This window comes from Pseudomonas sp. MT3 (assembly GCF_054720805.1).
In genome coordinates this window covers 67,045-90,069 of record NZ_JBTVPY010000002.1, presented here as the reverse complement: position 1 = coordinate 90,069, position 23,025 = coordinate 67,045, and the positions used below count along the sequence as shown (strand labels likewise).

20 protein-coding genes are annotated in these 23,025 nt (G+C 66.3%); 15 read left to right on the top strand and 5 right to left on the bottom strand.

Features of this window, described 5'->3' with window-relative positions:
• Window positions 1-16 precede the first annotated feature (16 nt).
• The 3 genes from ACYCAX_RS02235 to ACYCAX_RS02225 all read right to left on the bottom strand — a co-directional run bounded on the left by ACYCAX_RS02235 (window position 17) and on the right by ACYCAX_RS02225 (window position 1,934).
• On the bottom strand, window positions 17-781 hold the full coding sequence (locus ACYCAX_RS02235; protein WP_015475220.1) for a TOBE domain-containing protein: 765 nt from the start codon (window positions 779-781) through the stop codon (window positions 17-19).
• A 93-nt stretch (window positions 782-874) separates the two neighbouring features.
• The gene (locus tag ACYCAX_RS02230; RefSeq protein WP_294972932.1) at window positions 875-1,555 is read right to left on the bottom strand and encodes a ComF family protein; all 681 of its coding nucleotides are present in this window, start codon (window positions 1,553-1,555) and stop codon (window positions 875-877) included.
• 85 nt (window positions 1,556-1,640) lie between these two features.
• Window positions 1,641-1,934, bottom strand: a complete 294-nt coding sequence (locus ACYCAX_RS02225; protein WP_015475222.1) for a hypothetical protein — start codon at window positions 1,932-1,934, stop codon at window positions 1,641-1,643.
• A gap of 238 nt (window positions 1,935-2,172) precedes the next feature.
• Here ACYCAX_RS02225 and bioB point away from each other — a divergent pair, with 238 nt between their 5' ends.
• From bioB to ACYCAX_RS02175, 10 genes are all read left to right on the top strand, one after another.
• Entirely contained in the window at window positions 2,173-3,231 is a 1,059-nt protein-coding gene (gene bioB / locus ACYCAX_RS02220) for a biotin synthase BioB (RefSeq protein ID WP_015475230.1), read from the top strand.
• A gap of 143 nt (window positions 3,232-3,374) precedes the next feature.
• On the top strand, window positions 3,375-4,580 hold the full coding sequence (gene bioF / locus ACYCAX_RS02215; RefSeq protein WP_294972927.1) for an 8-amino-7-oxononanoate synthase: 1,206 nt from the start codon (window positions 3,375-3,377) through the stop codon (window positions 4,578-4,580).
• A complete protein-coding gene (locus tag ACYCAX_RS02210; RefSeq protein WP_015475232.1) occupies window positions 4,573-5,298 on the top strand; it encodes an alpha/beta fold hydrolase in 726 nt (241 codons plus the stop codon). The genes bioF and ACYCAX_RS02210 overlap by 8 nt, the downstream gene beginning before the upstream one ends.
• Complete coding sequence (gene bioC / locus ACYCAX_RS02205; protein ID WP_294972924.1) at window positions 5,291-6,088, top strand: malonyl-ACP O-methyltransferase BioC; 798 nt, start codon at window positions 5,291-5,293, stop codon at window positions 6,086-6,088. Before ACYCAX_RS02210 ends, bioC begins: the two co-directional genes overlap by 8 nt.
• Before the next feature lie 105 nt (window positions 6,089-6,193).
• Window positions 6,194-6,877: a dethiobiotin synthase gene (gene bioD / locus ACYCAX_RS02200; protein WP_294972922.1), complete on the top strand. Its 684-nt coding sequence runs from the start codon at window positions 6,194-6,196 to the stop codon at window positions 6,875-6,877.
• Between the two features lie 73 nt (window positions 6,878-6,950).
• A complete protein-coding gene (locus ACYCAX_RS02195) occupies window positions 6,951-7,175 on the top strand; it encodes a hypothetical protein (protein WP_294972920.1) in 225 nt (74 codons plus the stop codon).
• A 308-nt stretch (window positions 7,176-7,483) separates the two neighbouring features.
• Window positions 7,484-9,289 carry a phenylacyl-CoA dehydrogenase gene (locus tag ACYCAX_RS02190; RefSeq protein WP_015475236.1) on the top strand — a complete coding sequence of 602 codons (1,806 nt, stop codon included), beginning with the start codon at window positions 7,484-7,486 and terminating at the stop codon, window positions 9,287-9,289.
• A gap of 171 nt (window positions 9,290-9,460) precedes the next feature.
• Window positions 9,461-10,741: a GGDEF domain-containing protein gene (locus ACYCAX_RS02185; protein WP_294972918.1), complete on the top strand. Its 1,281-nt coding sequence runs from the start codon at window positions 9,461-9,463 to the stop codon at window positions 10,739-10,741.
• Between the two features lie 119 nt (window positions 10,742-10,860).
• Window positions 10,861-12,657, top strand: coding sequence for an acyl-CoA dehydrogenase C-terminal domain-containing protein (locus ACYCAX_RS02180; RefSeq protein ID WP_460247338.1), 1,797 nt, complete (start codon window positions 10,861-10,863; stop codon window positions 12,655-12,657).
• A gap of 209 nt (window positions 12,658-12,866) precedes the next feature.
• Complete coding sequence (locus ACYCAX_RS02175; protein WP_460247337.1) at window positions 12,867-14,645, top strand: acyl-CoA dehydrogenase C-terminal domain-containing protein; 1,779 nt, start codon at window positions 12,867-12,869, stop codon at window positions 14,643-14,645.
• A gap of 409 nt (window positions 14,646-15,054) precedes the next feature.
• Here ACYCAX_RS02175 and ACYCAX_RS02170 read toward each other — a convergent pair whose 3' ends face one another.
• Entirely contained in the window at window positions 15,055-15,933 is an 879-nt protein-coding gene (locus ACYCAX_RS02170) for a LysR family transcriptional regulator (RefSeq protein ID WP_015475240.1), read from the bottom strand.
• A 100-nt stretch (window positions 15,934-16,033) separates the two neighbouring features.
• On the opposite strand from ACYCAX_RS02170, the gene ACYCAX_RS02165 reads away from it, so the two are divergent.
• Window positions 16,034-16,741: an MOSC domain-containing protein gene (locus tag ACYCAX_RS02165; RefSeq protein WP_294972911.1), complete on the top strand. Its 708-nt coding sequence runs from the start codon at window positions 16,034-16,036 to the stop codon at window positions 16,739-16,741.
• A gap of 208 nt (window positions 16,742-16,949) precedes the next feature.
• Window positions 16,950-18,923 carry a PhoX family protein gene (locus ACYCAX_RS02160; RefSeq protein ID WP_460247336.1) on the top strand — a complete coding sequence of 658 codons (1,974 nt, stop codon included), beginning with the start codon at window positions 16,950-16,952 and terminating at the stop codon, window positions 18,921-18,923.
• 352 nt (window positions 18,924-19,275) lie between these two features.
• On the opposite strand, the gene fnr is transcribed toward ACYCAX_RS02160, so the two are convergent.
• On the bottom strand, window positions 19,276-19,977 hold the full coding sequence (gene fnr, locus ACYCAX_RS02155; protein WP_086009537.1) for a fumarate/nitrate reduction transcriptional regulator Fnr: 702 nt from the start codon (window positions 19,975-19,977) through the stop codon (window positions 19,276-19,278).
• Window positions 19,978-20,272: 295 nt separating this feature from the next.
• Between fnr and ACYCAX_RS02150 the strand changes: the two genes are divergently transcribed.
• From ACYCAX_RS02150 to ACYCAX_RS02140, 3 genes are all read left to right on the top strand, one after another.
• The gene (locus ACYCAX_RS02150) at window positions 20,273-21,031 is read left to right on the top strand and encodes a COG4705 family protein (protein WP_294972906.1); all 759 of its coding nucleotides are present in this window, start codon (window positions 20,273-20,275) and stop codon (window positions 21,029-21,031) included.
• 106 nt (window positions 21,032-21,137) lie between these two features.
• Window positions 21,138-22,442 (top strand): NAD(P)/FAD-dependent oxidoreductase, encoded by a 1,305-nt coding sequence (locus ACYCAX_RS02145; RefSeq protein ID WP_460247335.1) that lies wholly within the window; start codon window positions 21,138-21,140, stop codon window positions 22,440-22,442.
• A 13-nt stretch (window positions 22,443-22,455) separates the two neighbouring features.
• Entirely contained in the window at window positions 22,456-23,007 is a 552-nt protein-coding gene (locus ACYCAX_RS02140; protein WP_015475246.1) for a helix-turn-helix domain-containing protein, read from the top strand.
• Window positions 23,008-23,025 lie beyond the last annotated feature (18 nt).

The window sequence follows — 23,025 nt, the reverse complement described above, 5'->3', positions numbered from 1 at the left end:
ATGTACGGCAGGGAAACTACAGCGGCGTGCCGAGGATCACCTGGGCCGGGGAGAACTGCGCGCGAACCTGGGCGCCGGGCTTGAGGCGCAGGATCTCGATGCGTTCGGGATCGGTGAGGGCGCAGAGCATCTGCCCGCTGGGCAACTGGATACGCACCTCGCTGGGACCGTCGTCGGCTTCGCGGATGTCGTCGATGTGTCCTTCCAGCGCATTCAGCCCTTCCGGGCAGGGAATGTGCGGCAGGTCGACGTACAGCCAGCCGGCCTTCATCAGCGCCACCACCGGCTGGCCGTCGCGCAGCTCCAGCTTCTCGGTGCTTTCGCGGGTGACCCGCGCCTGGATGCGCGAGCCGCCGGGCAGCTCGATGCACACCAGGTCGTTGAGCCCGGCGGGTTCGATGGCGCAGATATGCCCGTGCAACTGGTTGCGCGCGCTGGTGCGCATCATCAGGCGGCCGATCAGTTCCAGGTCGGCCTGGTGCTCGACGTGTTCGACGATGTGTTCGCGCAGGGCTTCCAGGCGCTGGTAGAGCGTCAGCAGGCGCTCACCGTCGGCGGTCAGGCGTGCGCCGCCGCCGCCCTTGCCGCCGACGCTGCGTTCCACCAGCGGGCGGTCGGAGAGGTTGTTGAGCTCATCGATGGCGTCCCAGGCGGTCTTGTAGCTCATCCCGGCGGCCTTGGCAGCATGGGTGATGGAGCCGAGCTGGGCGATCTGGGCGAGCAGGGCGATGCGTTGTGGGCGGCGGGTGACGTGCTGGGTCAGCAGACTGAGGGTGGTCATGGTTTCGCGAGTGCTTATTGGTATGTCGCGAGGCTCCGTTGCTTGTCGATAAAACGCAAGGGGAAGTTGCCTGGAATGTGGATGAGCGGTCGTCTATTCCGGGGCCGGCGTACGTGCCAGGCAGTAGATGTCCACCCGCCGGGCGCCGGCCTTGCGCAGTTCGCGGGCGATGAACTGGGCGGTGGCGCCGGTGGTCAGCACGTCGTCCACCACGGCCAGGTGCTGGCCGTCGATCCGCGCGCCATCGGCCACGGCAAAGGCCCGGCGCAGGTTGCGCTTGCGCGTGGCGGCGTCCAGGCCCTGCTGCGCCGGGGTGTCCTGGATGCGCCGCAGCAGTCGGTTATCCACAGGCAGGCCGAGTGGCGCGGCCAGCCAGCCGGCCAGCAGGGCGGCCTGGTTGAAGCCGCGCCGGCGCTCGCGTTGATGCGACAACGGCACGGGCAGCAGGCGGTCCGGGCGCGGCAGTCCTTCGCCGAAGGCGTGCTGCAGGTGGCGCGCCAGCAACTGCGCGAGCAGCCGGCCGAAGGGCGCGTTGGCCTGGTGCTTGAAACGGGTGATCAATGTGTCGACGGGGAAGCCATAGCGCAGGGGCGTTTCGACGCGCTGGAAGGCGGGGGCGCGGCGCAGGCACTGTCCGCAGGTGAGACCGGCGGTGGGCAGGGGCAAGGCGCAGATCGCGCAGTGCCCGGCGAGCCAGGGCAGGTCGTCATCGCAGCCGGGGCAGAGCGGCAGGCCGGACGGGTCCGCCCTGCCGCCGCACAACAGGCATTGCACGCGTGGACGCCACCAGACGGGGCGCCATTGCCGGATAGGACTCCATTGATAGAACCGCACTCCATCCCTCCGTGGGCGGCGGCCGTCAGTGGATCAGCCAGCTCAGGACCACCAGGCCCAGCACCGTCCAGATCAGCCCGCCGAAGATCGAGCGCCGCAGGAAGGCGCGGATGCCACTGTAGAGCAGCAGCAGGCCGAGGAAGAGCAGGACGAAGCTGAAGATCGAGACGTCGATTCCGACGGCGCGCGCCAGGCCGTGGAAAAAGTCGTCCATCGCCCGCCAGAGGCCGCCGAGTACCCCCGACAAGAGATCGACGATGAAGCGGATGGCCTTGCCGACCATCTGGCCGAGGCTGTCGAAGAATCCTTCTGTTCCCATCTGGGGATGACTCCTGAATGTCCTGATGGATTGGAGCGGTCTGTGGGGCGCCAGGTTCAGCGGCGCGTGGCGAATGAATATCGATGTGATCATTAAGTGATCACTTGTTGACCTGTGTCGCGTTACTGGTTGACAGCGTCACAGCTCCCAATATGATGCCTTTAGCCTGAATCCCGGTGGCGTGCTGCCGGCTCACTAGACAAAAAGGCGCCCCCGACAGCGTCGAAAGGATATGCCCATGAGTGCCACCGCAGCCCAGGTAACCCGCCACGACTGGACTCTCGCCGAAGTCCGCGGCCTGTTCGAGCAACCCTTCAACGACCTGCTGTTCCAGGCGCAGACCCTGCACCGTGCGCACTTCGACCCGAACCGCGTGCAGGTGTCCACCCTGCTGTCGATCAAGACCGGCGCCTGTCCGGAAGACTGCAAGTACTGCCCGCAGTCCGGCCACTACAACACCGGCCTGGACAAGGAAAAGCTGATGGAAGTGCAGAAGGTGCTGGAAGCCGCGGCGGAAGCCAAGGCCATCGGCTCCACCCGCTTCTGCATGGGCGCCGCCTGGAAGCACCCGTCGGCCAAGGACATGCCCTATGTGCTGGAAATGGTGAAGGGCGTGAAGAAGCTCGGCCTGGAAACCTGCATGACCCTGGGCAAGCTGACCCAGGAGCAGACCCAGTCGCTGGCCGAAGCGGGCCTGGACTACTACAACCACAACCTCGACACCTCGCCGGAGTTCTACGGCAACATCATCACCACCCGCACCTACGGCGAGCGCCTGCAGACCCTGGCCTACGTGCGCGAGGCAGGGATGAAGATCTGCTCCGGCGGCATCCTCGGCATGGGCGAGTCGGTGGACGACCGCGCCGGCCTGCTGATCCAGCTGGCCAACCTGCCCGAGCACCCGGAATCGGTGCCGATCAACATGCTGGTGAAGGTGAAGGGCACTCCGCTGGCCGAGGAGAAGGACGTCGACCCGTTCGACTTCATCCGCACCCTGGCGGTCGCCCGCATCCTCATGCCGAAATCCCACGTGCGCCTGTCTGCCGGCCGCGAGCAGATGAACGAGCAGATGCAGGCTTTGGCCTTCATGGCCGGCGCCAACTCGATCTTCTACGGTGAGAAGCTGCTGACCACCAAGAACCCGCAGGCCGAGAAGGACATGCAACTGTTCGCACGTCTGGGCATCAAGCCCGAGGAGCGCGAGGAGCACGCCGACGAAGTGCACCAGGCTGCCATCGAGCAGGCGCTGGTGGAACAACGTGACTCCCAGCTGTTCTATAACGCGGCTTCGGCCTGATCGCTTTTAATGTAGGAACGAGGGGGACGCCTAGTCCTTGCTCGCGAACCGCCTGGCACCCTGAACCTCCGGGGAACAATGTTCGCGAGCAAGCTCACTCCTACAGGTCCTTGTCTTGGACCACCGCCGACACGGGGTTGCGTATGTCTTTCGATCTCGCCGCCCGCCTGGCCCAGCGCCAGGCGGAGGACCTCTACCGCCGCCGTCCGCTGCTGGAATCGCCGCAGGGGCCGGACGTGGTCATTGATGGCCGGCCGATGCAGGCCTTCTGTTCCAACGATTACCTGGGCCTGGCCAATCACCCCGAGGTGATTGCCGCCCTGCGCGCCGGCGCCGAGCGCTGGGGCGTGGGCGGTGGCGCCTCGCATCTGGTCAACGGCCACTGCGGGCCGCACCACGAGCTGGAGCTGGCGCTCGCCGAGTTCACCGGCCGTCCGCGCGCGCTGCTGTTCTCCACTGGCTACATGGCCAATCTCGGCACCGTCACCGCCCTGGCGGGCAAGGGTGATAGCGTGCTGGAAGACCGCCTCAACCATGCCTCGCTGCTGGATGCCGGCCTGCTCTCCGGCGCGCGCTTCTCGCGCTACCTGCACAACGACGCCGCCAGCCTCGCCGCGCGCCTGGACAAGGCCGAAGGCAGCACCCTGGTGGTGACCGACGGCGTGTTCAGCATGGACGGCGACCTGGCCGACCTGCCCAGCCTTTGCGCGACGGCCCGAAAGCGGGGTGCCTGGGTGATGGTGGACGATGCCCACGGCTTCGGCCCGCTCGGGGCGAACGGCGGCGGCATCGTCGAACATTTCGGTCTGGGCATGGACGACGTGCCCGTGCTGGTCGGCACCCTCGGCAAGGCCTTCGGCACCGCCGGCGCCTTCGTCGCGGGCAGCGAGGAACTGATCGAGACGCTGATCCAGTTCGCCCGCCCCTACATCTACACCACCAGCCAGCCGCCGGCGGTGGCCTGCGCCACGCTGAAAAGCCTGGAGCTGCTGCGCGCCGAGAACTGGCGCCGCGACCATCTCAATGCCCTCATCGCACGCTTCCGCTCGGGGGCCGAAGCCATCGGCCTGCGCCTGATGGACAGCCCGACGCCGATCCAGCCGATCCTCATCGGCGGCAGCCGCCAGGCAATGGCCTTGTCGGCGGAGCTGCGCGAGCGCGGCATCCTGGTCGGTGCGATCCGTCCGCCGACCGTGCCGGCCGGCACCGCGCGCCTGCGTGTGACGCTCTCCGCGCTGCACAGCGAAGCGCAGGTCGATCACCTGCTGGTGGCGCTCGCGGAAAGCTGGCAGCGCGTGTCGTCTAGCCTTCTGGCAGAGATCGATGCCGAGGAGGGCGACGATGCGTGACCAACTGATCCTGCTGCCGGGTTGGGGCCTGGGCAGCGCGCCGCTGGAGCCGCTGCGCGATGCGCTGCTGGAACAGGCACCGCACCTGAACGTACAGATCGAGCCGCTGCCGACCGATGCCGACCCCAACGCCTGGCTCGACGAGCTGGACGACAACGTCCCCCACGATGCCTGGATCGCCGGCTGGTCGCTGGGCGGCATGCTTGCCGCCGAGCTGGCCGCGCGGCGTGGCGAATCCTGCCGCGGGCTGGTCACCCTGGCCAGCAACCCCTGTTTCCGCCGCCGCGAGGATTGGTCCGAGGCGATGGCGGGCGAGGTGTTCGAGGACTTCTTCGAAGCCTTCCTGCTGGAGCCGCAGCTGGTGCGCAAGCGTTTCACCCTGCTGGTCGCCCAGGGCGCGCGCGATGCCCGAACCCTGGCGCGGCAGCTACAGGTGGCGCTGCCGCAACTGGATGCCGCTGGGCTGACCGCCGGCCTGCAACTGCTCGGCCAGCTCGATGCCCGCCCCGCCCTGGGGCGCTACCCCGGTCCGCAACTGCACCTGTTCGCCGACAACGACGCCCTGGTGCCGGCGAGCGCCGCCGATGCCCTGCTGGAGTGGCTGCCGGACATCGAGGTCGCCCGGATGGCCGGCGCCAGCCACGGCCTGCCGCTGGAGCAGCCGGACGAGGTAGCTGGCGCCATCCTGAGATTCATCCACGAGGGCGACGATGCCTGACTGCAGTCATAGCGTGCTGCCTGACAAGCGCCAGGTCGCCGCGTCCTTCTCCCGCGCCGCGCAGACCTACGATGCGGTGGCCGATCTGCAACGCGCGGTCGGCTCGCAGCTGTTGCGGCGATTGCCGGGCGAGCTGGCACCGCAGTGCTGGACCGACCTGGGCAGCGGCACCGGTTACTTCACCCGCGCCCTGGCGGCTCACTATCCACAGGCCCGGGGCCTGGCCGTCGATATCGCCGAAGGCATGCTGCGCCATGCCCGCGAGCTGGGCGGCGCGGAACATTTCATTGGCGGAGACGCCGAGCATCTGCCGCTGCGTGACGGCGCCTGCGACCTGCTGTTCTCCAGCCTGGCGCTGCAATGGTGCGCGGACCTGCCGTCGGTGCTGGGCGAGGCGCGGCGAGTGCTGCGTCCGAACGGCGTGCTGGCGTTCAGCAGCCTGTGCATCGGCACGTTGGGCGAATTGCGCAAGAGCTGGGAGGCGGTGGACGGTTTCGTCCATGTGAACCGCTTCCGCGCGTTCGAGGACTACCAGCGGCATTGCGCGGACAGTGGGCTGGAGGTGCTTGAACTGCGCACCGAAGACCGCGTCCTGCATTTTCCCGATCTGCGCAACCTGACCCACGAACTCAAGGCGCTCGGTGCGCACAACCTCAACCCTGGTCGTCCCGACGGACTGACCGGGCGCGAGCGGGTGCGCGCGCTGATCGCCGCCTATGAACGATTCCGCCAGCCCCAGGGGCTGCCGGCGACCTACCGGGTGGTCTACGCCGTCCTGCGCAAGAACTGAATCCTGTAGGAGCGAGCTTGCTCGCGAACCCGCCCAGCTCTGGTGCTGCCGGTGAGTCCCGTTCGCGAGCAAGCTCGCTCCTACGAAGAGCATCAGAGGAACGCCATGTCCCACGCCTACTTCATCACCGGCACCGACACCGAAATCGGCAAGACCACTATCGCCGCCGGCCTGCTGCATGCGGCGCGGCTGGCCGGACTGTCCACGGCGGCGGCCAAGCCGGTGGCGTCCGGTTGCGAGCGGACGCCCGAAGGGCTGCGCAATGAGGACGCGCTGGCGCTGCTGAGCGAATGCAGCCTGCCGCTGGCCTACGACCAGGTGAACCCATTCGCCTTCCAGCCAGCCATCGCACCGCACCTTGCCGCGCGGGAGAAGGGCGTGAAGCTGCAGGTCGGGTCGCTGGCCCCGGCCGTGCGCTCGGTGCTGCAGCTGGGCGCCGACTTCTCGGTGGTGGAAGGCGCGGGCGGCTGGCGGGTGCCGTTGTCGGGCGAGGAGAGTCTGTCGGACCTGGCGATCGCACTCGGCCTGCCGGTGATCCTGGTGGTCGGCGTGCGCCTGGGCTGCATCAACCACGCGGTGCTCAGTGCCGAGGCGATCCAGCGCGACGGTCTGCAACTGGCCGGCTGGGTGGCGAACATCGTCGACCCCAACACCTCGCGCCTGGAGGAGAGCCTAGCGACCCTGGCCGAACGGCTGCCGGCGCCCTGCATCGGCCGCGTGCCGCGGCTGTCGCCCGCGACACCCGCGGCGGTGGCGGCGCACCTGGACCTGAGCATCCTCGATCTGTAACGACACCTGGCCGGGCGGGTGGAAGTCTGCTTGAATGGTGGCCATTGGCTGTCTTTGTCCTGGGAGACGCACGATGGAAATCTCCGGTAATGCATTTGCCGCGGGCCTGGGTTCGGTCCAGGCCGGCCAGCGCCGCGTCGACCAGGCTGGCGCCGAGATCGCCGGCAACGCCTCCAGCGCCGTCCTGGCCGATCACCTGATGGACCTGCGCCGCGGCCAGCATGAGGTCGAGGCTGGCGCCAAGGTCATCCAGGCCGCCGACGAAACGCTCGGCACCCTCATCGATATCCGCGCCTGACGGCCACTTTCCTCGCGTATGTTCTTCTCATCCCACCGGCTGTCCTCGCGACGCGCCGGCCGCTCTGGCATGGGCTTTAATCAATGGCAGGACGGTGGCGCGAAAGCCCTCCGGCGGTTGCCTTGCTAGCGTGACCGGGCGGTCAGTCTGCATGCTTGACAAGGGTATGGCGTAAACGTATGTTTCAAACGCCTGTTTGACTGTCGGGATGCGTGCGCGCACCGACTGGGCGGCCGGGAACGATCCCGCACTGCGACCGCAACTACCGGTCGCCCATTCACCAGAACCCTTCGTAGAGGTTTACCGCTATGCCTGATTACAAGGCCCCCTTGCGTGATATCCGTTTCGTTCGCGACGAGCTGCTGGGCTACGAAGCGCACTACCAGAACCTGCCGGGCGCCCAAGACGCCACCCCGGACATGGTCAATGCCATCCTCGAAGAGGGTGCGAAGTTCTGCGAACAGGTGATCGCTCCGCTGAACCGCGTTGGCGACCTGGAAGGCTGCAAGTGGAGCCCGGAAGGCGTGAAGACCCCGACCGGCTTCAAGGAGGCCTACCAGCAGTTCGTCGAAGGCGGCTGGCCGAGCCTGGCCCATGACGTCGAGCACGGCGGTCAGGGTCTGCCCGAATCCCTCGGCATGGCCATCAGCGAGATGGTTGGCCAGGCCAACTGGTCCTGGGGCATGTACCCGGGCCTGTCCCACGGCGCCATGAACACCCTGCACGCCCACGGCACCCCGGAACAGCAGCAGGCTTACCTGACCAAGCTGGTTTCCGGCGAGTGGACCGGCACCATGTGCCTGACCGAGCCGCATTGCGGCACCGACCTGGGTATGCTGCGCACCAAGGCCGAGCCGCAGGCCGACGGCACCTACAAGATCACCGGCACCAAGATCTTCATCTCCGCTGGCGAACACGACATGGCCGACAACATCGTCCACATCGTGCTGGCCCGTCTGCCCGACGCCCCGCAGGGCACCAAGGGCATCTCGCTGTTCATCGTGCCGAAGTTCCTGCCCAATGCCGAAGGCGGCGTAGGCGAGCGCAACGCCGTTTCCTGCGGCTCCATCGAGCACAAGATGGGCATCCACGGCAACGCCACCTGCGTGATGAACTTCGACGCCGCCACCGGCTTCCTGATCGGCCCGCCGAACAAGGGCCTGAACTGCATGTTCACCTTCATGAACACCGCTCGCCTGGGTACCGCGCTGCAAGGCCTGGCCCACGCCGAGATCGGTTTCCAGGGTGGCATCGCCTACGCTCGCGAGCGTCTGCAGATGCGTTCGCTGACCGGCCCGAAAGCCCCGGAAAAAGCCGCCGACCCGATCATCGTGCACCCCGACGTACGCCGTATGCTGCTGACCGCCAAGGCGTTCGCCGAAGGCAACCGCGCCATGCTGTACTTCGCCGCCAAGCAGGTCGACATCGTCCAGCGCAGCCAGGACGAAGAAGAGAAGAAAGCCGCTGACGCGATGCTGGCCTTCCTCACCCCGATCGCCAAGGCGTTCATGACCGAAGTGGGCTTCGAAGCCGCCAACCACGGCGTGCAGATCTATGGCGGCCACGGCTTCATCGCCGAACACGGCATGGAACAGAACGTCCGCGACAGCCGCATCTCCATGTTGTACGAAGGCACCACCGGCGTTCAGGCGCTCGACCTGCTGGGCCGCAAGATCCTCATGACCCAGGGCGAAGCGCTCAAGGGCTTCACCAAGATCGTGCACAAGTTCTGTCAGGCCAACGAAGCCAACGACGCCGTGAAGGAGTTCGTTGCACCGCTGGCCGCGCTGAACAAGGAGTGGGGCGACCTGACCATGAAGGTCGGCATGGCTGCCATGAAGGACCGCGAGGAAGTCGGCGCCGCATCGGTCGACTACCTGATGTTCTCCGGCTACGCCTGCCTGGCCTACTTCTGGGCCGACATGGCTCGCCTGGCTGCCGAGAAGCTGGCCGCCGGTACCAGCGAAGAGGCCTTCTACCAGGCCAAGCTGAAGACCGCGCGCTTCTACTTCCAGCGCATCCTGCCGCGCACCCGCGCGCACGTTGGCTCCATGCTGTCGGGCGCCAACAACCTGATGGACCTGGCCGAGGAAGATTTCGCCCTCGGTTACTGATCAGCGCTCGTAACGGACGGTTTGCCGTCCGTCTGCTGAACAGTAGGAAGCCCGCCGCAAGGCGGGCTTTTTCGTATCCGCAATCACGCAAATGCCTGCAGAGGGTGCCATTATTACGCCACTTGCTGGCTTGTTGATCCCGAGTCCGGCGCCAACGCTTCGGAACTTCCTGTGCGACCCACGGCTCCTTACCGGCTCAGCCACTTTCTCACTCCGCTGCTGCTGATCCCAGCGGGCATCGCCGCCGGCTCCCTGGCCGAACTATCCGAATTCTTCACCTCGCTGTTCAATGTCCTGCCGACCCTGTTGCTGCTCCTCGGCGGCGCCCTGTGCATGGTCTACGGTCGCCAGCGCCAGCTGTTCATGCTGACGGTGGTGTACATCGCGTATTTCCTGCTCGATACCCAGGTCGACTATTTCCAGGCGCACCGCGTGGTGATGTCGGAGGCGGCGCTGGTGTTCCACCTGTGTTGCGTGCTGCTGCCACTGCTCTATGGCCTGTACGGCATCTGGCAGGAGCGCATGCACATGCTGCAGGACCTGCTCGCTCGCAGCGCCGCGCTGGTCGCGGTGGCCGGGGTGGCGACGGCCCTGGCCAAGCGCTTCCCGCAGGGCCTGGCGAAACTGCTCAGCGAGGTCTACTGGCCGTCGCTGCACGGCCAGTGGATGAGCCTGGCGCAACTGTCCTACTTCGGCTTCAGCCTCGCCTTCATCGCTCTGCTCGCCGCCTACGCGCGCCAGCCGCGCCCGCTGCACGCCGCGCAACTGGTGGGATTGGTCGGCCTGCTGTGGATGCTGCCCAAGGTCTTCATCCTGCCCCACGCGCTGACCGTGATGACCAGCCTGGTGATGCTCACCCTGGCCGGCGCGGTGGCGCACGAGGCGTACCAGATGGCCTTCCGCGACGAACTCACCGGCCTGCCCGGACGCCGCGCGCTGAACGAGCGCTTCCAGCGCCTGGGCCAGCAGTACGTGCTGGCGATGATCGACGTGGACCACTTCAAGAAATTCAACGACAGCCACGGCCACGACGTCGGCGACCAGGTGCTGCGCATGGTTGCCAGCCAACTGCGGCGCACCGGCGGGGGCGGCAAGGCGTATCGCTACGGCGGTGAGGAGTTCACCCTGGTATTCGCGGGCAAGTCGCTGGAGCAGTGCCTGCCGCACCTCGATGGCGTCCGCCAGGCCATCGAGAAGTACGCGATGCATCTGCGCGATCGCGGACACCGCCCCAGGGACGATCGCCAGGGCCGCACCAGACGCGGTGGTAAGGATGCGCAAGTGGTCTCGGTCACCATCAGCGTCGGCGTGGCCGAGCGCGATGGCGAACGGCGCACGCCGGAAGAAGTGATCAAGGGCGCCGACCAGGCGCTGTACTCGGCCAAGAGCGGCGGGCGCAACCGGGTCGCCGTGCACGGGCAGACGCATCGGGGCGCGGTGCGAACGGTCTGAACGCCCTGCGTTATGACCGCGCATTCAGCGCGTGCAGCGTGATTGTCCAGGGGCTCTTGCGCCGTTAGGTTCAAGGTTTCCGCGCCGCGCTGGCGCCCTGAACCGAACGGAGATTCGCGATGCCCGAGTACAAGGCCCCCCTGCGCGACGTGCGCTTTCTCACCGACGAAGTCTTCGACTTCACCGGCCGCTATGCAGCCCTCGGCGCCACCGACGCCACTCCGGACATGTTCGCCGCCATCCTCGAGGAAGGCGCGAAGTTCTGCGAGCAGGTGATCGCCCCGCTGAACCGCTCCGGCGACGAGGAAGGTTGCCACTTCGACAATGGCGTGGTGACCACGCCCAAGGGCTTCAAGGAGGCCTTCGCGCAGTACGTCGAGGCCGGCTGGAACGGCGTCTCCAGCGACCCGGAGTACGGCGGCCAGGGCCTGCCGCCGTCCCTCGGCCTGCTGGTCAGCGAGATGATCGGCGCGTCCAACTGCTCCTGGGGCATGTACCCCGGCTTGACCAAGGGCGCGATGGCCGCCATCCACGCCCACGGCAGCGCCGAGCAGAAGAACACCTACCTGCCGCGCATGACCAGCGCGGTCTGGACCGGCACCATGTGCCTCACCGAGCCGCACTGCGGCACTGACCTCGGCATCATCAAGACCCGCGCCGTGCCCAACGCCGACGGCAGCTATGCGATCACCGGCACCAAGATCTTCATCTCCGCCGGCGAGCACGACCTCTCCGAGAACATCATCCACCTGGTGCTGGCCAAGCTGCCCGACGCGCCGGCCGGCACCAAGGGCATCTCGCTGTTCATCGTGCCGAAGTTCAACCTCGACGCGAACGGCGAAGCCGGCGAGCGCAACGCCGTGGCCTGCGGCTCCATCGAACACAAGATGGGCATCAAGGCCTCCGCCACCTGCGTGATGAACTTCGACGGCGCTCGCGGCTTCCTCATCGGCGAAGCCAACAAGGGCCTGGCCTGCATGTTCACCATGATGAACCACGCACGCCTGGGCACCGGCATGCAGGGGCTCTGCCTCGGCGAGACCAGCTACCAGGGCGCCGTGCGCTACGCCCAGGACCGCCTGCAGATGCGTTCGCTGACCGGGCCGAAGGCGCCGGAGAAACCCGCCGACCCGATCATCGTGCACCCGGACGTGCGCCGCATGCTGCTGACCATGAAGGCGTTCAACGAAGGCAACCGCGCGCTGGCCTACTTCACCGCGCAGCTGCTGGACATCGAGCACCTCTCCCAGGACGCCGAGGAGCGCGAGCGCGCCGCCAGCCTGCTGGCCTTCCTCACCCCGATCTGCAAGGCCTTCATGACCGAGACCGGCCTGGAAGTCACCAACATCGGCATGCAGGTGTTCGGCGGTCACGGCTTCATCCGTGAGTGGGGCATGGAGCAGCTGGTGCGCGATTGCCGCATCGCGCCGATCTACGAGGGCACCAACGGCATCCAGGCGCTGGACCTGCTCGGCCGCAAGGTCCTCGGCAGCCAGGGCAAGCTGCTGATGGGCTTCACCAAGCTCGTTCATCAACTCTGCCAGCAGCATGCCGAGCACCCGCAGCTCAAGGCGCAGGTCGCGCAGCTGTCGACGCTGAACAAGCAGTGGGGCGAGCTGACCCAGAAGGTCGGCATGGCCGCCATGAAGAATCCGGACGAAGTCGGCGCGGCCTCGGTCGACTACCTGATGTTCTCCGGCTACGTCACCCTGGGCTACTTCTGGTTGCGCATGGCGCTGGTCGCCCAGCAGAAGCTGGAGGAGGGCGCCGGCGAGGCGGCCTACTACCAGGCGAAGCTGGTTACCGCCGAGTTCTATTTCAGCCGCCTGCTGCCGCGCGCGCAGGCTCACGTGGCAGCGGCGGAAGCCGGTTCCGAGGTGCTGATGCGCCTGTCGGCCGAGCAGTTCGCCCTGTAATCCCCACGCCAGACGAGGAGGCCCGCTTCGCCACGGGCCTCCTCGTTTTTCGCTACATATTGTGACCAATCTATAGTTGTGCAGTCACATCATGACGCTTAAAGTCTGAAAAGTTGTTGGAGTAAACTCCGGCGGCGTACCTTCGTGTACCTCCTATTCTGATACCGCTGGCTGCCTGATCAGCCGTCGTTTTCGTTCGAGGATCCATCATGGCTGACTACAAAGCTCCCCTGCGCGACATGCAATTCGTCCTCAATGAAGTCTTCGAGGTCGCCAACCTGTGGGCCGAATTGCCCGCCCTGGCCGAGACCGTCGATGCCGAGACCGCGTCGGCAATCCTCGAAGAGGCCGGCAAGGTCACCGGCGGCGTGATCGCTCCGCTGAACCGCAGCGGCGACGAAGAAGGCTGCAGCTGGAGCGCCGAGGGCGTGAAGACCCCGGCTGGTTTCCCGGAGGCCTACCGCACCTACGCCGAAGGCGGCTGGGTGGGCGTGGGCGGCGCGCCGGAATTCGGCGGCATGGGCATGCCCAAGGTGATCGGCGCCCAGGTCGAGGAGATGGTCAACTCGGCCAACCTGTCCTTCGGCCTGTACCCGATGCTCACCGCCGGCGCCTGCCTGTCGCTGCTCAACCACGCCAGCGAAGAGCTCAAGGCCAAGTACCTGCCGAACATGTACGCCGGCACCTGGGCGGGCTCCATGTGCCTGACCGAACCGCACGCCGGCACCGACCTGGGCATGATCCGCACCAAGGCCGAACCCCAGGCCGACGGCAGCTTCAAGATTTCCGGCACCAAGATCTTCATCACCGGCGGCGAGCACGACCTGACCGAGAACATCATCCACCTGGTCCTGGCCAAGCTGCCCGACGCGCCGGCCGGCTCCAAGGGCATCTCGCTGTTCCTGGTGCCGAAGGTGATGGTCAACGCCGACGGCTCCCTGGCCGGGCGCAACGCCGTGTCCTGTGGCTCCATCGAGCACAAGATGGGCATCAAGGGCTCCGCCACCTGCGTGATGAACTTCGACGGCGCCACCGGCTGGATCGTCGATGCGCCGAACAAGGGCCTGGCCGCCATGTTCACCATGATGAACTACGAGCGCCTGGGCGTTGGCATCCAGGGCTTGGCCACTGGCGAGCGCTCCTACCAGAGCGCGGTGGAGTACGCCCGCGAGCGTATCCAGAGCCGCGCGCCGACCGGCCCGGTCGCCAAGGACAAGGCCGCCGACCCGATCATCGTCCATCCGGACGTGCGTCGCATGCTGCTGACCATGAAAGCGCTGAACGAGGGCGGCCGCGCCTTCTCCAGCTACGTCGCCATGCAGCTGGACACCGCCAAGTACAGCGAAGAGCCGACCACCCGCAAGCGCGCCGAAGAGTTGGTCGCCCTGCTGACCCCGGTGGCCAAGGCCTTCCTCACCGACATGGGCCTGGAAACCACCATTCACGGCCAGCAGATCTTCGGCGGCCACGGCTTCATCCGCGAGTGGGGCCAGGAGCAACTGGTGCGCGACTGCCGCATCACCCAGATCTACGAAGGCACCAACGGCATCCAGGCGCTGGATCTGATGGGCCGCAAGATCGTCGGCAGCGGCGGCGCCTACAGCAAGTTGTTCACCGACGAGATCCGCGCCTTCACCGCCTCGGCGTCGGCTGAGCTGGCCGAATTCACCGGCCCGCTGAACGCCGCCGTGCAGAATCTGGACGAGCTGACCGCCTGGGTCCTGGACCGCGCCAAGGGCAACCCGAACGAAATCGGCGCCGCCTCGGTCGAGTACCTGCACGCCTTCGGCTACACCGCCTACGCGTACATGTGGGCCCTGATGGCTCGCGCTTCGCTGGGCAAGGAAGGCCAGGACGAGTTCTACGCCAGCAAGCTCGGCACCGCGCGCTTCTACTTCGCCCGCCTGCTGCCGCGTATCCACTCACTGAACGCTTCGGTGAAGGCCGGCAGCGAGTCGCTGTACCTGCTGGACGCCGCGCAGTTCTAAGCGTTCTGAGAAAGCCCCGCTCCGGCGGGGTTTTTTATGGGTTATTTCTTTTCCGAAGGGCGCTAGTACGAATCCGTGTAAGCCTAAGCTTACAAGCAGCGGTGGTGATCGGCGTCTTTCTGACAAAGGCTTACAGCGGTAACCTTCTCCTCAGTCAGGACATTGCGCAGGAAGCGCCAACGACAATACGGAAACAAGGGAATCCACCAAGGACGGTGGCGAGCATGGACGTCAGGATATCGGTCTGCAAAACCCCGCTTCGCAAGAGGCGGGGTTTTTTCTTGCCTGCGTTTTCGGCAAGGGTGCCAAAGCGGTGGGGCGCTTTTCTGTAGGAGCGAGCTTGCTCGCGAGTGCGTCCGCGTCGGAGCTTGTTCGCGAGCAAGCTCGCTCCTACAAGAGCCGGCGGCCCTCACACCGCCCCATCCAGCAGCGACTTGAGCAACTCCACCGTCGGCTGCTGCCGCTGCGCATCGCGGTAGACCAGGCCTACGCTCAACGGAATGCGCGGTTCGCTCAGTGGCTTCCACAGCAGGTTCGGATGTCCATGCATCTGCCGTGCGCGTCCCGGCAGCACGGTGGCGAAGCGCCTCTGCGGCAGGCTGTCGAGGATGCCGCTCATGTGGTTGAGCTCCGCCTGCACCCGTGGCCGCCGGCCGATGGCGGCCAGTTGCTCCTGCCAGATCTGCCGGGCGCGGAACTCTTCGCCCAGCAACAGCATCGGCAGTTCCGCCGCCTGGGCCAGCGAGACTTTCTTGAAGTCCTTCAGTGGATGGTCCGCCGGGATCACCAGTTGCAGTTCGTCCGGGTACAGCTCCACGCCGTGCAGCGCTGGCTGGCGCGGTGGCAGGAAGCCGATACCGATGTCCAGTTGCCCGGCCAGCAGGCGCCGCTCGATCTCCACGCCCGAGAGTTCGTAGATGCGCACCTGCACGTGCGGCTGCGCGGTGTGCAGGCGCTCCACCAGGTGCGGCACCAGGTTGGCGTTGACCGTCTGCAATACGCCGATGCTCAGGCTGCGCGCACTCTGCCCACGAAAAGCCCGCAAGGCTTCGCGGGCGCGCTCCAGGCCGTCCAGCAGGGGTACCGCGTGGTTGTACAGGGTGTGCGCGGCGACGGTCGGCAGCAGGCGTTTGCCGTTGCGCTGGAACAGCGCCACGTCGAGGTTCTGCTCCATCTGGCGGATCTGTTGCGAGAGCGCCGGCTGGGAAATCGCCAGGCGTTCGGCGGCGCGTCCGACGTGGCCTTCCTCGTAGAGCGCGACGAAATAGCGGAGCTGGCGGAAATCCATAAGGTCTGCTTATCAACGAAACTGGAAAATCGAAATGGATAGTCGGCTATCCAGGCCACTACTCTAGCGCTTGTCCGCTGTCTCAGATGGGTAGACAAAGGTGGAAAGCATCGTCATCCAGGGCGTTTTCATAGGCAAAGTCGAAGAGCGCTGGGGTGGTCTGCTCAGCGATATCGACAGGCTGGAAACGCATCAGGAAGTCTGGCTCGGCGCCCAAGGGCTGCCGGGGGACGCACGGGCCGACCTGCGCCGCGACGGCGGCCTGGAACGCGCACTGCATCATTACCCGGCCGAGCACTACCGTCACTGGCGCAAGCAGCACCCGCAGACGCGCTGGCGACCGCCGGCCTTCGGCGAGAACCTGTCGACCTTCGGCCTCAATGAGCACGAGGTGTGCATCGGCGACCTGTTCCGCTGGGGCGAGGCGCTGATCGAAGTGAGCCAGCCGCGCTCGCCCAGCTACCGCCTGGCGAAGCGCTGGAATCTCCCCGAGCTGCCGCTGGAAGTGCAGGAGCAGGGCCGCTGCGGCTGGTTCTACCGGGTTCGCCGTTCCGGCATGGTCGCCCCCGACGCACCGCTGGAGCTGGTACAGCGGCACTACCCGCAACTCTCCGTGGCAAGCCTGCTGGACTGGTACTTCGGCCATCCCCTGGAACCTACCGGGCTGCGCCTGATGATGGCCTGCGACGCGCTCTCCCTGCGCTGGCGCAAGACCGCCGCGCAACGCCTCTCCAGTGGCGTGGTGGAAGACTGGACGGCCCGCCTGGCAGGCCCCGAATGCCTGGAGCAGGGCGGCCTGCAAGCCTGAGCCGCACTGCTTCCGCAAACGCCCTCGCGCCCGCCTCCGGACGTCGTCTTGGTCCTGTGGGGCGGCTTTTATTCCCGTCGCCGGGCTCCTCAACGGGGCTCGGCGGCGTTGTCATCCCGTCGTAACAACCCGTTCCTAACCTTCCGCGCATATCTTTCATTGGCAACCCGAGCCGTCCTGCCGACGGCCGTGCGGAAGGAACCCCTCCATGAGCGAACGATTCCAGGACTTCCACGATCGACTGGCCGCCTTCGATGACCAGGTGATCAACCCGTCCGGCAATGTGCCGATGAGCGGGCTGATCGACCCCTCCCGCCGCCGTCTGCTGAAGAACAGCCTGGTGCTCGGCGCGGTCGCTTTCCTTGGCGGAGGTCTGTATGCGCCGCGCCGTCTGTTCGCCGCCGATGCAGCGACACCTTCCGTGCTGCTGGGCTTCAAGGGCGTGCCGGTGCAGCAGGACCCGAAGTTCGACCGGGTGATCGTCGCCGAGGGCTACAGTGCGCGGCCGTTCTTCTCCTGGGGCGACCCGGTGGTGACCGGCGCGCCAGCCTGGAAGGGTGACGCCAGCGAGGATTGGAAAGCCCAGGAACTGCAGGCCGGCGACAACCACGACGGCATGCACTACTTCGCCTTCCCGGATGCGCCGGATAGCCACGGCCTGCTGGTGATCAACCACGAGTACATCAACCCGACGCTGCACCCCAAGGGCCAGACCTTCGAGGATCGCCCCGATGGCTCGCGGGGCCGCCCGGAAGGCGAAGTGCGCAAGGAAATCGCCGCCCACGGCCTGAGCGTGATCGAGGTGAAGAAGGATGCCAGCGGCCAGTGGCAGCGCGTCGAGGGTTCGAACTACAACCGCCGCATCACCGGCAGTTCGCCGCTGGAACTGTCCGGCCCCCTGGCCGGCAATGACCTGCTGCGCACCGCCAGCGACCCCGAGGCCAAGCAGGTACTCGGCACCCTGAACAACTGCTCGATGGGCGTTACGCCCTGGGGCACCTATCTGGCTTGCGAAGAGAACTGGCACCAGTACTTCGTCAACCGCGACAAGGACGATTACGCCAGGCGTGTTTCGCACAAGCGCTACGGTCTGTCCAACGGCGCGTTCAGCAACTACTACGCCTGGGAAGCGGTGGACGAACGCTTCGATGCCACGCCAAAGGCCGGCCAGCCCCACGGCGGCCACGTCAACGAACCGAACCGCTTCGGCTGGGTAGTGGAGATCGATCCCTTCGACCCGACGTCCACCCCGAAGAAGCGCACCGCGGTGGGGCGCTTCTGTCGCGAGTGCTCGACCCTGTCGCTGGGGGCCGACAACCGCATGGCCTTCTATTACGGCGACGACACCAAGGGTGAGTACATCTACAAGTTCGTCCCGGCCGGCACGTACAACCCGGACGACCGCGCCGCCAACCGCGACCTGCTGGACGAGGGCACCCTGTATGTCGCCCAGTTCAGCGACGATGGCAGTGGCCGCTGGCTGCCGCTGGTGCACGGGCAGAATGGCCTGACCGCCGAAAACGGTTTTGCCAGCCAGGCCGAGGTGCTGGTCAATGCCCGCGCCGCCGCCGACAAGCTGGGCGCCACGCCGATGGACCGCCCGGAGTGGGTCGCGGTGCAGCCAGGCAGCCGCGCCGTGTACGTCAGCCTTACCAATAACGATGCACGGGGCAAGAAGCAGCCGGTGGACGCCGCCAACCCGCGCAAGGAAAACCTCCACGGGCAGATCCTGCGCTGGGACGAAGCCGGCGGCGATCCGACTAGCACGAGCTTCCAGTGGGAAGTCTTCCTGCTGGCCGGCGAACAGCAAGGCTCCGGCGCGTCGGAGAACCTGGTGGGCACCATCAACGGCGACATCTTCTCCTCGCCGGATGGCCTGTATTTCGACACTGCCGGCCGCCTGTGGATCGAGACCGACTACGACGATGCCGAGCAACCCATGCGCGTCATGGGCTGCAACCAACTGCTCTGCGCCGCCCCGCACAGCCGCGAGGTGCGCCGCTTCCTGGTGGGGCCGCGCGGCTGCGAACTGACCGGCATCACCCAGACCCCGGATGGCAAGACGCTGTGGGTGAACATCCAGCATCCGGGCATCAGCTTCCCGGCCAGCGACGGCAAGAGCATCCCGCGCTCCACGACGCTGGTGATCACCAAGGACGATGGCGGGGTAATCGGGACCTGATACCCCTCGCGGCACGGACAGGGACTGCTCCCGTAGCGGACCTTGTCCGCGATCCGGCCGGTGGCCAGCAATGGCACCGCTATCGCGGAGAAGTACCGCGCCTATGCGGGCCGGCCTGCTCCTATAGTAAGCGGACTCCGTCCGCAAGGGGCTCCGTGCCATGCGATCGCGGACGAAGTCCGCTTCTGCGAAAGGCGGTTTTGCGCGGGGCTCAGGGGGAGCAGAGCCCGCAGGGATGGCCGGTACACGGGCGGTTCGCGAGCAAGCTCGCTCCTACGAAGAGCGGGCGCGAGCGTCGGAAAGTCGGGGCCTGTAGGAGCGGGCTTGCTCGCGAACAAACCCCGCCGAGCACTCAAAGCTCGACCTCACCTCCCGCCAACGCACACAACTCCGTGAAGTCGACAATCTCCGTCTCCCGCCCATCCACCCGCACCAACCCGTGCTTCTGCAGGCGAGTGAAACTGCGCGACACGGTCTCCACCGCCAGCCCCAGGTAATCGCCGATCTCGTTGCGCGACATGCTCAGGCGGAAGCGCGTGGCGGAAAAGCCGCGGTCGCGGAAGTGCGCGGAAATATTGAGCAGGAAGGCAGCGATCCGCGAGTCCGAGTTCAGCCGCGAGAGCAGCAGCTTCATCTGCTGATCCTCGCGGATCTTGCGGCTCATCATCAGCATGATCTGGTGCGACAGCCCCGGAATCTGGATCGACAGTTCTTCCAGCTGGTGGAAGGGGATCTCGCTGCACAGCGTGCTTTCCAGCGCCTGCGCCGACACCGGGTAGCTGCCTTCGCCCATGCCGGAGAAGCCGAAGATCTCGGTGGCGAAATAGAAGCCGGTGATCTTCTCCAGACCCTGCTCATTGGTGGTGAAGGTCTTGATCGAGCCGGAACGAACCAGGTACACGTTGTGGAACGGGTCGCCCTGGCGGAACACGAAGTCCCCTTTATGCAGCAGGTGCCCCGGCTTGATGATCGCCTCGAGCTCCTGGACCTTGTCGTCACTCAGGGTCGGCGGCGCCAACCGGCAGTTCTTGCAGTACGGTTGCGGTTTGATCATCTGATTCATCCATATCCCCATGCGTCGGCCAATCGCGCGCTAAAAAGCGTTCCTCGGGCGCATCGGCCCCCACGTAAACCATAGCAACTGGCGGCCATCTGTCACTTGTCGGGAGCCCGGCAAAGGCGGCGCCGAATGGATTTTTCATACTGGCTTGACCCTTTCTTCACTGCGCCGACCGCAGTCTTTCGCGCTGTGCATCCTGGGGTCATGGGGGAGCCCGCAGGAACTCCGGGTGCAGACGTCGCGGCCGCCGGGATAGGCGCCCGCCCTGCCCATTTCTGGAGTCTTGTCCGTGAACAAACTGCCACAGATCACCCTGGCCTTCTGGGTGATGAAAATCTGCGCGACCACCCTGGGAGAAACCGCTGGCGACCTGCTGTCGATGACCCTCGACGTCGGCTATGCGGTCAGCTCGCTGATCCTCATCAGCGTATTCCTCGTCACCCTGGTCGGCCAGCTCGCCAGCAAGAGCTACGTGCCCTGGTTGTACTGGCTGGTGATCCTCTCCACCAGCACCGCCGGCACCACCATGTCGGACTTCATGGACCGCACCCTGGAGCTTGGCTACGCCACCGGGTCGGCGATCCTGGTGAGCATCCTGGTGGCGATCTTCGCGCTATGGCGTTTCAGCGGTACCTCGCTGTCGGTGGACAACATCCGCAGCTTCAAGGGCGAGATGTTCTACTGGATCGCCATCCTCTTCTCCAACACCCTGGGCACCGCGCTGGGCGACTTCCTCGCCGACGATTCGGGCCTGGGCTTTGCTGGCGGCGCGCTGCTGATCGGCAGCCTGATCGCCGTGGTGGTGATGCTGCACTACTTCACCAAGCTGTCCTCGGTGTTGCTGTTCTGGGTGGCCTTCGTACTGACCCGGCCGTTCGGCGCGACCCTGGGCGACGTGCTGACCAAGTCCCATGAGAAGGGCGGGCTGGACTTCGGCACCATCGGCTCCTCGGCCATCCTCGCCGGCATCCTGGTGGCGCTGGTGGTGGTGGTCAGCGTGCGGCAGAAGCGCGAGGAGCAGGACGGCGCCGCAGTGCTGTCTTCCTGACGATCTGAAACGCAGCCCGTCCGCAAAAAGCGCGTCGGGCTAGCCTTGTGAAATTTGTTCTGTTATTTTTCATGAAAAATAATCAGAACAATTTCACGAGGTGGCCATGTTCCTGCGTTCGAGCGAGCCGGTCGGTACTTACTATGCCGGCGCCAACCCCGAGCTGATCCAGCCGCGCGATGCGTTGCGCGAACCGCTGGAGTGCGAAGTGCTGGTGATTGGCGCGGGGTTCAGCGGCCTGCACACGGCCCTGCAACTCGCCGAAGGCGGTCGCCAGGTCTGCATGATCGAGGCCAGTCGCATCGCCTGGGCCGCGTCCGGGCGCAACGGTGGCCAGGCCCTGCCGGGCTGGTCCAGCGACCTCGGCCCGATCGAAGCCGACCTTGGCCATGAAGGCGCGCTGCGTCTCTGGCAGGGCATGCTCTGGGCCGCCCATGAACTCCGTGATTTGCCGCAACGCCACGGTTTCGACTGCGACTACCGCATCGGCCACCTGTGGACCGCCGTACTGCCGCGCCGCGTCGGCATGCTCTACGACTGGCAGGCCGAGGCCAACCGCCGCTGGGGCTACGAAGGCCTGCAATTTATCCCCCGTGAAGAGCTGCCGCAGTGGGTCGCCAGCGACCGCTATCAGGCCGGCCTCTACGACCCCAATTCGGCGCACCTGAACCCGCTCAAGCTGGCCTACGGCCTGGCCGGTGCCTTCGAGCGCGCCGGCGGGCGAATCTTCGAGCAGACCCGTGCCCTGAGCTTTCGCGAGAGCGGCAGCGGCTATGAAGTGACCACCGAGCTTTCTAATGGCGAGCGGGGCAGCGTGCGCTGCGCCTCCCTGGTGCTGGCCTGCAACGCCTACATCGACGGGCTGGACCGCGACGTCTCCGAGCGCATCCTGCCGGTGGGCACCTACCAGGTCGCCACCGCGCCGCTGGGCGAGGAACAGGCCTGCTCGCTGCTGCCGAAGAACTGCTGCGTCACCGACAACCAGTTCGTCCTCGACTACTTCCGCCTGACCCCCGATTATCGCCTGCTGTTCGGCGGCGGCTGCACCTACCTGGGCGGCATGCCTTCGGACATTCGCGCCGCCACGCGCCCCTATGTCGAGCGAGTGTTCCCGCAGCTCAAGGGCGTGGAACTGGAGTACGCCTGGGGCGGGCACATCGACTGCAGCATGCGCCGCACCCCGGACATCGGCCGGCGCGGCGAGCTGTACTGGCTGCAGGGCTATTCCGGCCACGGCGTGCTGCCGAGCCTGGCCGCCGCCCACGCGGTGAGCGAAGCCATGTTCGGGCGCAGCGACGAGCTTGACCTCTATCAACGCATCCGCAATCCCGGGTTCCCCGGTGGGCAGCGCTTCGCCGCGCCACTGGAAGCCGTCGGCAAGGCCTGGTATCGATTGCGCGACTTTTTCTGAATCGGACTTCGCCATGACCCAGACGGCCGCCAACGAACACCTCGCCACGCTGATCCGCGACCTACGCAAGCACAAGAACCTCACCCTAGGCGCGCTGGCCGAACAGATCGGCCGCTCGGTGGGCTTCCTCTCCCAGGTCGAGCGCGGCCTGTCGCAACCCACCGTGGCCGACCTCACCGCCATCAGCGAAGCCCTGGGCGTACCGACCACCTACTTCTACGCCGGCGAGACCCGCCGCGAGCTCGACTGGGTGACCCGTCCGGCCGACCGCCGCACGCTCTACTACGCCGGTGGCATCACCGACATCCTCGCCTCGCCGAACATGTCCGGCGGCTTCTCCATGCTCGACAGCATCCTTGCCCCGGGTGCCACCAGCGGCGAGGGGCACCTGAACGACAGCTCGGAGCAGGGCGGTTTCGTCCTCGAAGGCGAACTGACCCTCTGGTACGAGGAACAGACCGTCACGCTCCACGCCAACGACAGCTTCCAGTTGCCGCCGCACAGCCAGTTCCGCTACGGCAACCTCACCGACAAACCCACGCGAGTGCTCTGGATCTTCACGTGAGTTTCCCAAGCCAGCCCA

Excerpts from the sequence above, each read along its gene's own strand:
- ACYCAX_RS02235 (WP_015475220.1), bottom strand. The coding sequence starts at position 781 with ATGACCACCCTCAGTCTGCTGACCCAGCACGTCACCCGCCGCCCACAA.
- ACYCAX_RS02225 (WP_015475222.1), bottom strand. The coding sequence starts at position 1,934 with ATGGGAACAGAAGGATTCTTCGACAGCCTCGGCCAGATGGTCGGCAAG.
- bioB (WP_015475230.1), top strand. The coding sequence starts at position 2,173 with ATGAGTGCCACCGCAGCCCAGGTAACCCGCCACGACTGGACTCTCGCC.
- bioF (WP_294972927.1), top strand. The coding sequence starts at position 3,375 with ATGTCTTTCGATCTCGCCGCCCGCCTGGCCCAGCGCCAGGCGGAGGAC.
- ACYCAX_RS02210 (WP_015475232.1), top strand. The coding sequence starts at position 4,573 with ATGCGTGACCAACTGATCCTGCTGCCGGGTTGGGGCCTGGGCAGCGCG.
- bioC (WP_294972924.1), top strand. The coding sequence starts at position 5,291 with ATGCCTGACTGCAGTCATAGCGTGCTGCCTGACAAGCGCCAGGTCGCC.
- bioD (WP_294972922.1), top strand. The coding sequence starts at position 6,194 with ATGTCCCACGCCTACTTCATCACCGGCACCGACACCGAAATCGGCAAG.
- ACYCAX_RS02195 (WP_294972920.1), top strand. The coding sequence starts at position 6,951 with ATGGAAATCTCCGGTAATGCATTTGCCGCGGGCCTGGGTTCGGTCCAG.
- ACYCAX_RS02190 (WP_015475236.1), top strand. The coding sequence starts at position 7,484 with ATGCCTGATTACAAGGCCCCCTTGCGTGATATCCGTTTCGTTCGCGAC.
- ACYCAX_RS02180 (WP_460247338.1), top strand. The coding sequence starts at position 10,861 with ATGCCCGAGTACAAGGCCCCCCTGCGCGACGTGCGCTTTCTCACCGAC.
- ACYCAX_RS02175 (WP_460247337.1), top strand. The coding sequence starts at position 12,867 with ATGGCTGACTACAAAGCTCCCCTGCGCGACATGCAATTCGTCCTCAAT.
- ACYCAX_RS02170 (WP_015475240.1), bottom strand. The coding sequence starts at position 15,933 with ATGGATTTCCGCCAGCTCCGCTATTTCGTCGCGCTCTACGAGGAAGGC.
- ACYCAX_RS02160 (WP_460247336.1), top strand. The coding sequence starts at position 16,950 with ATGAGCGAACGATTCCAGGACTTCCACGATCGACTGGCCGCCTTCGAT.
- fnr (WP_086009537.1), bottom strand. The coding sequence starts at position 19,977 with ATGATCAAACCGCAACCGTACTGCAAGAACTGCCGGTTGGCGCCGCCG.
- ACYCAX_RS02145 (WP_460247335.1), top strand. The coding sequence starts at position 21,138 with ATGTTCCTGCGTTCGAGCGAGCCGGTCGGTACTTACTATGCCGGCGCC.
- ACYCAX_RS02140 (WP_015475246.1), top strand. The coding sequence starts at position 22,456 with ATGACCCAGACGGCCGCCAACGAACACCTCGCCACGCTGATCCGCGAC.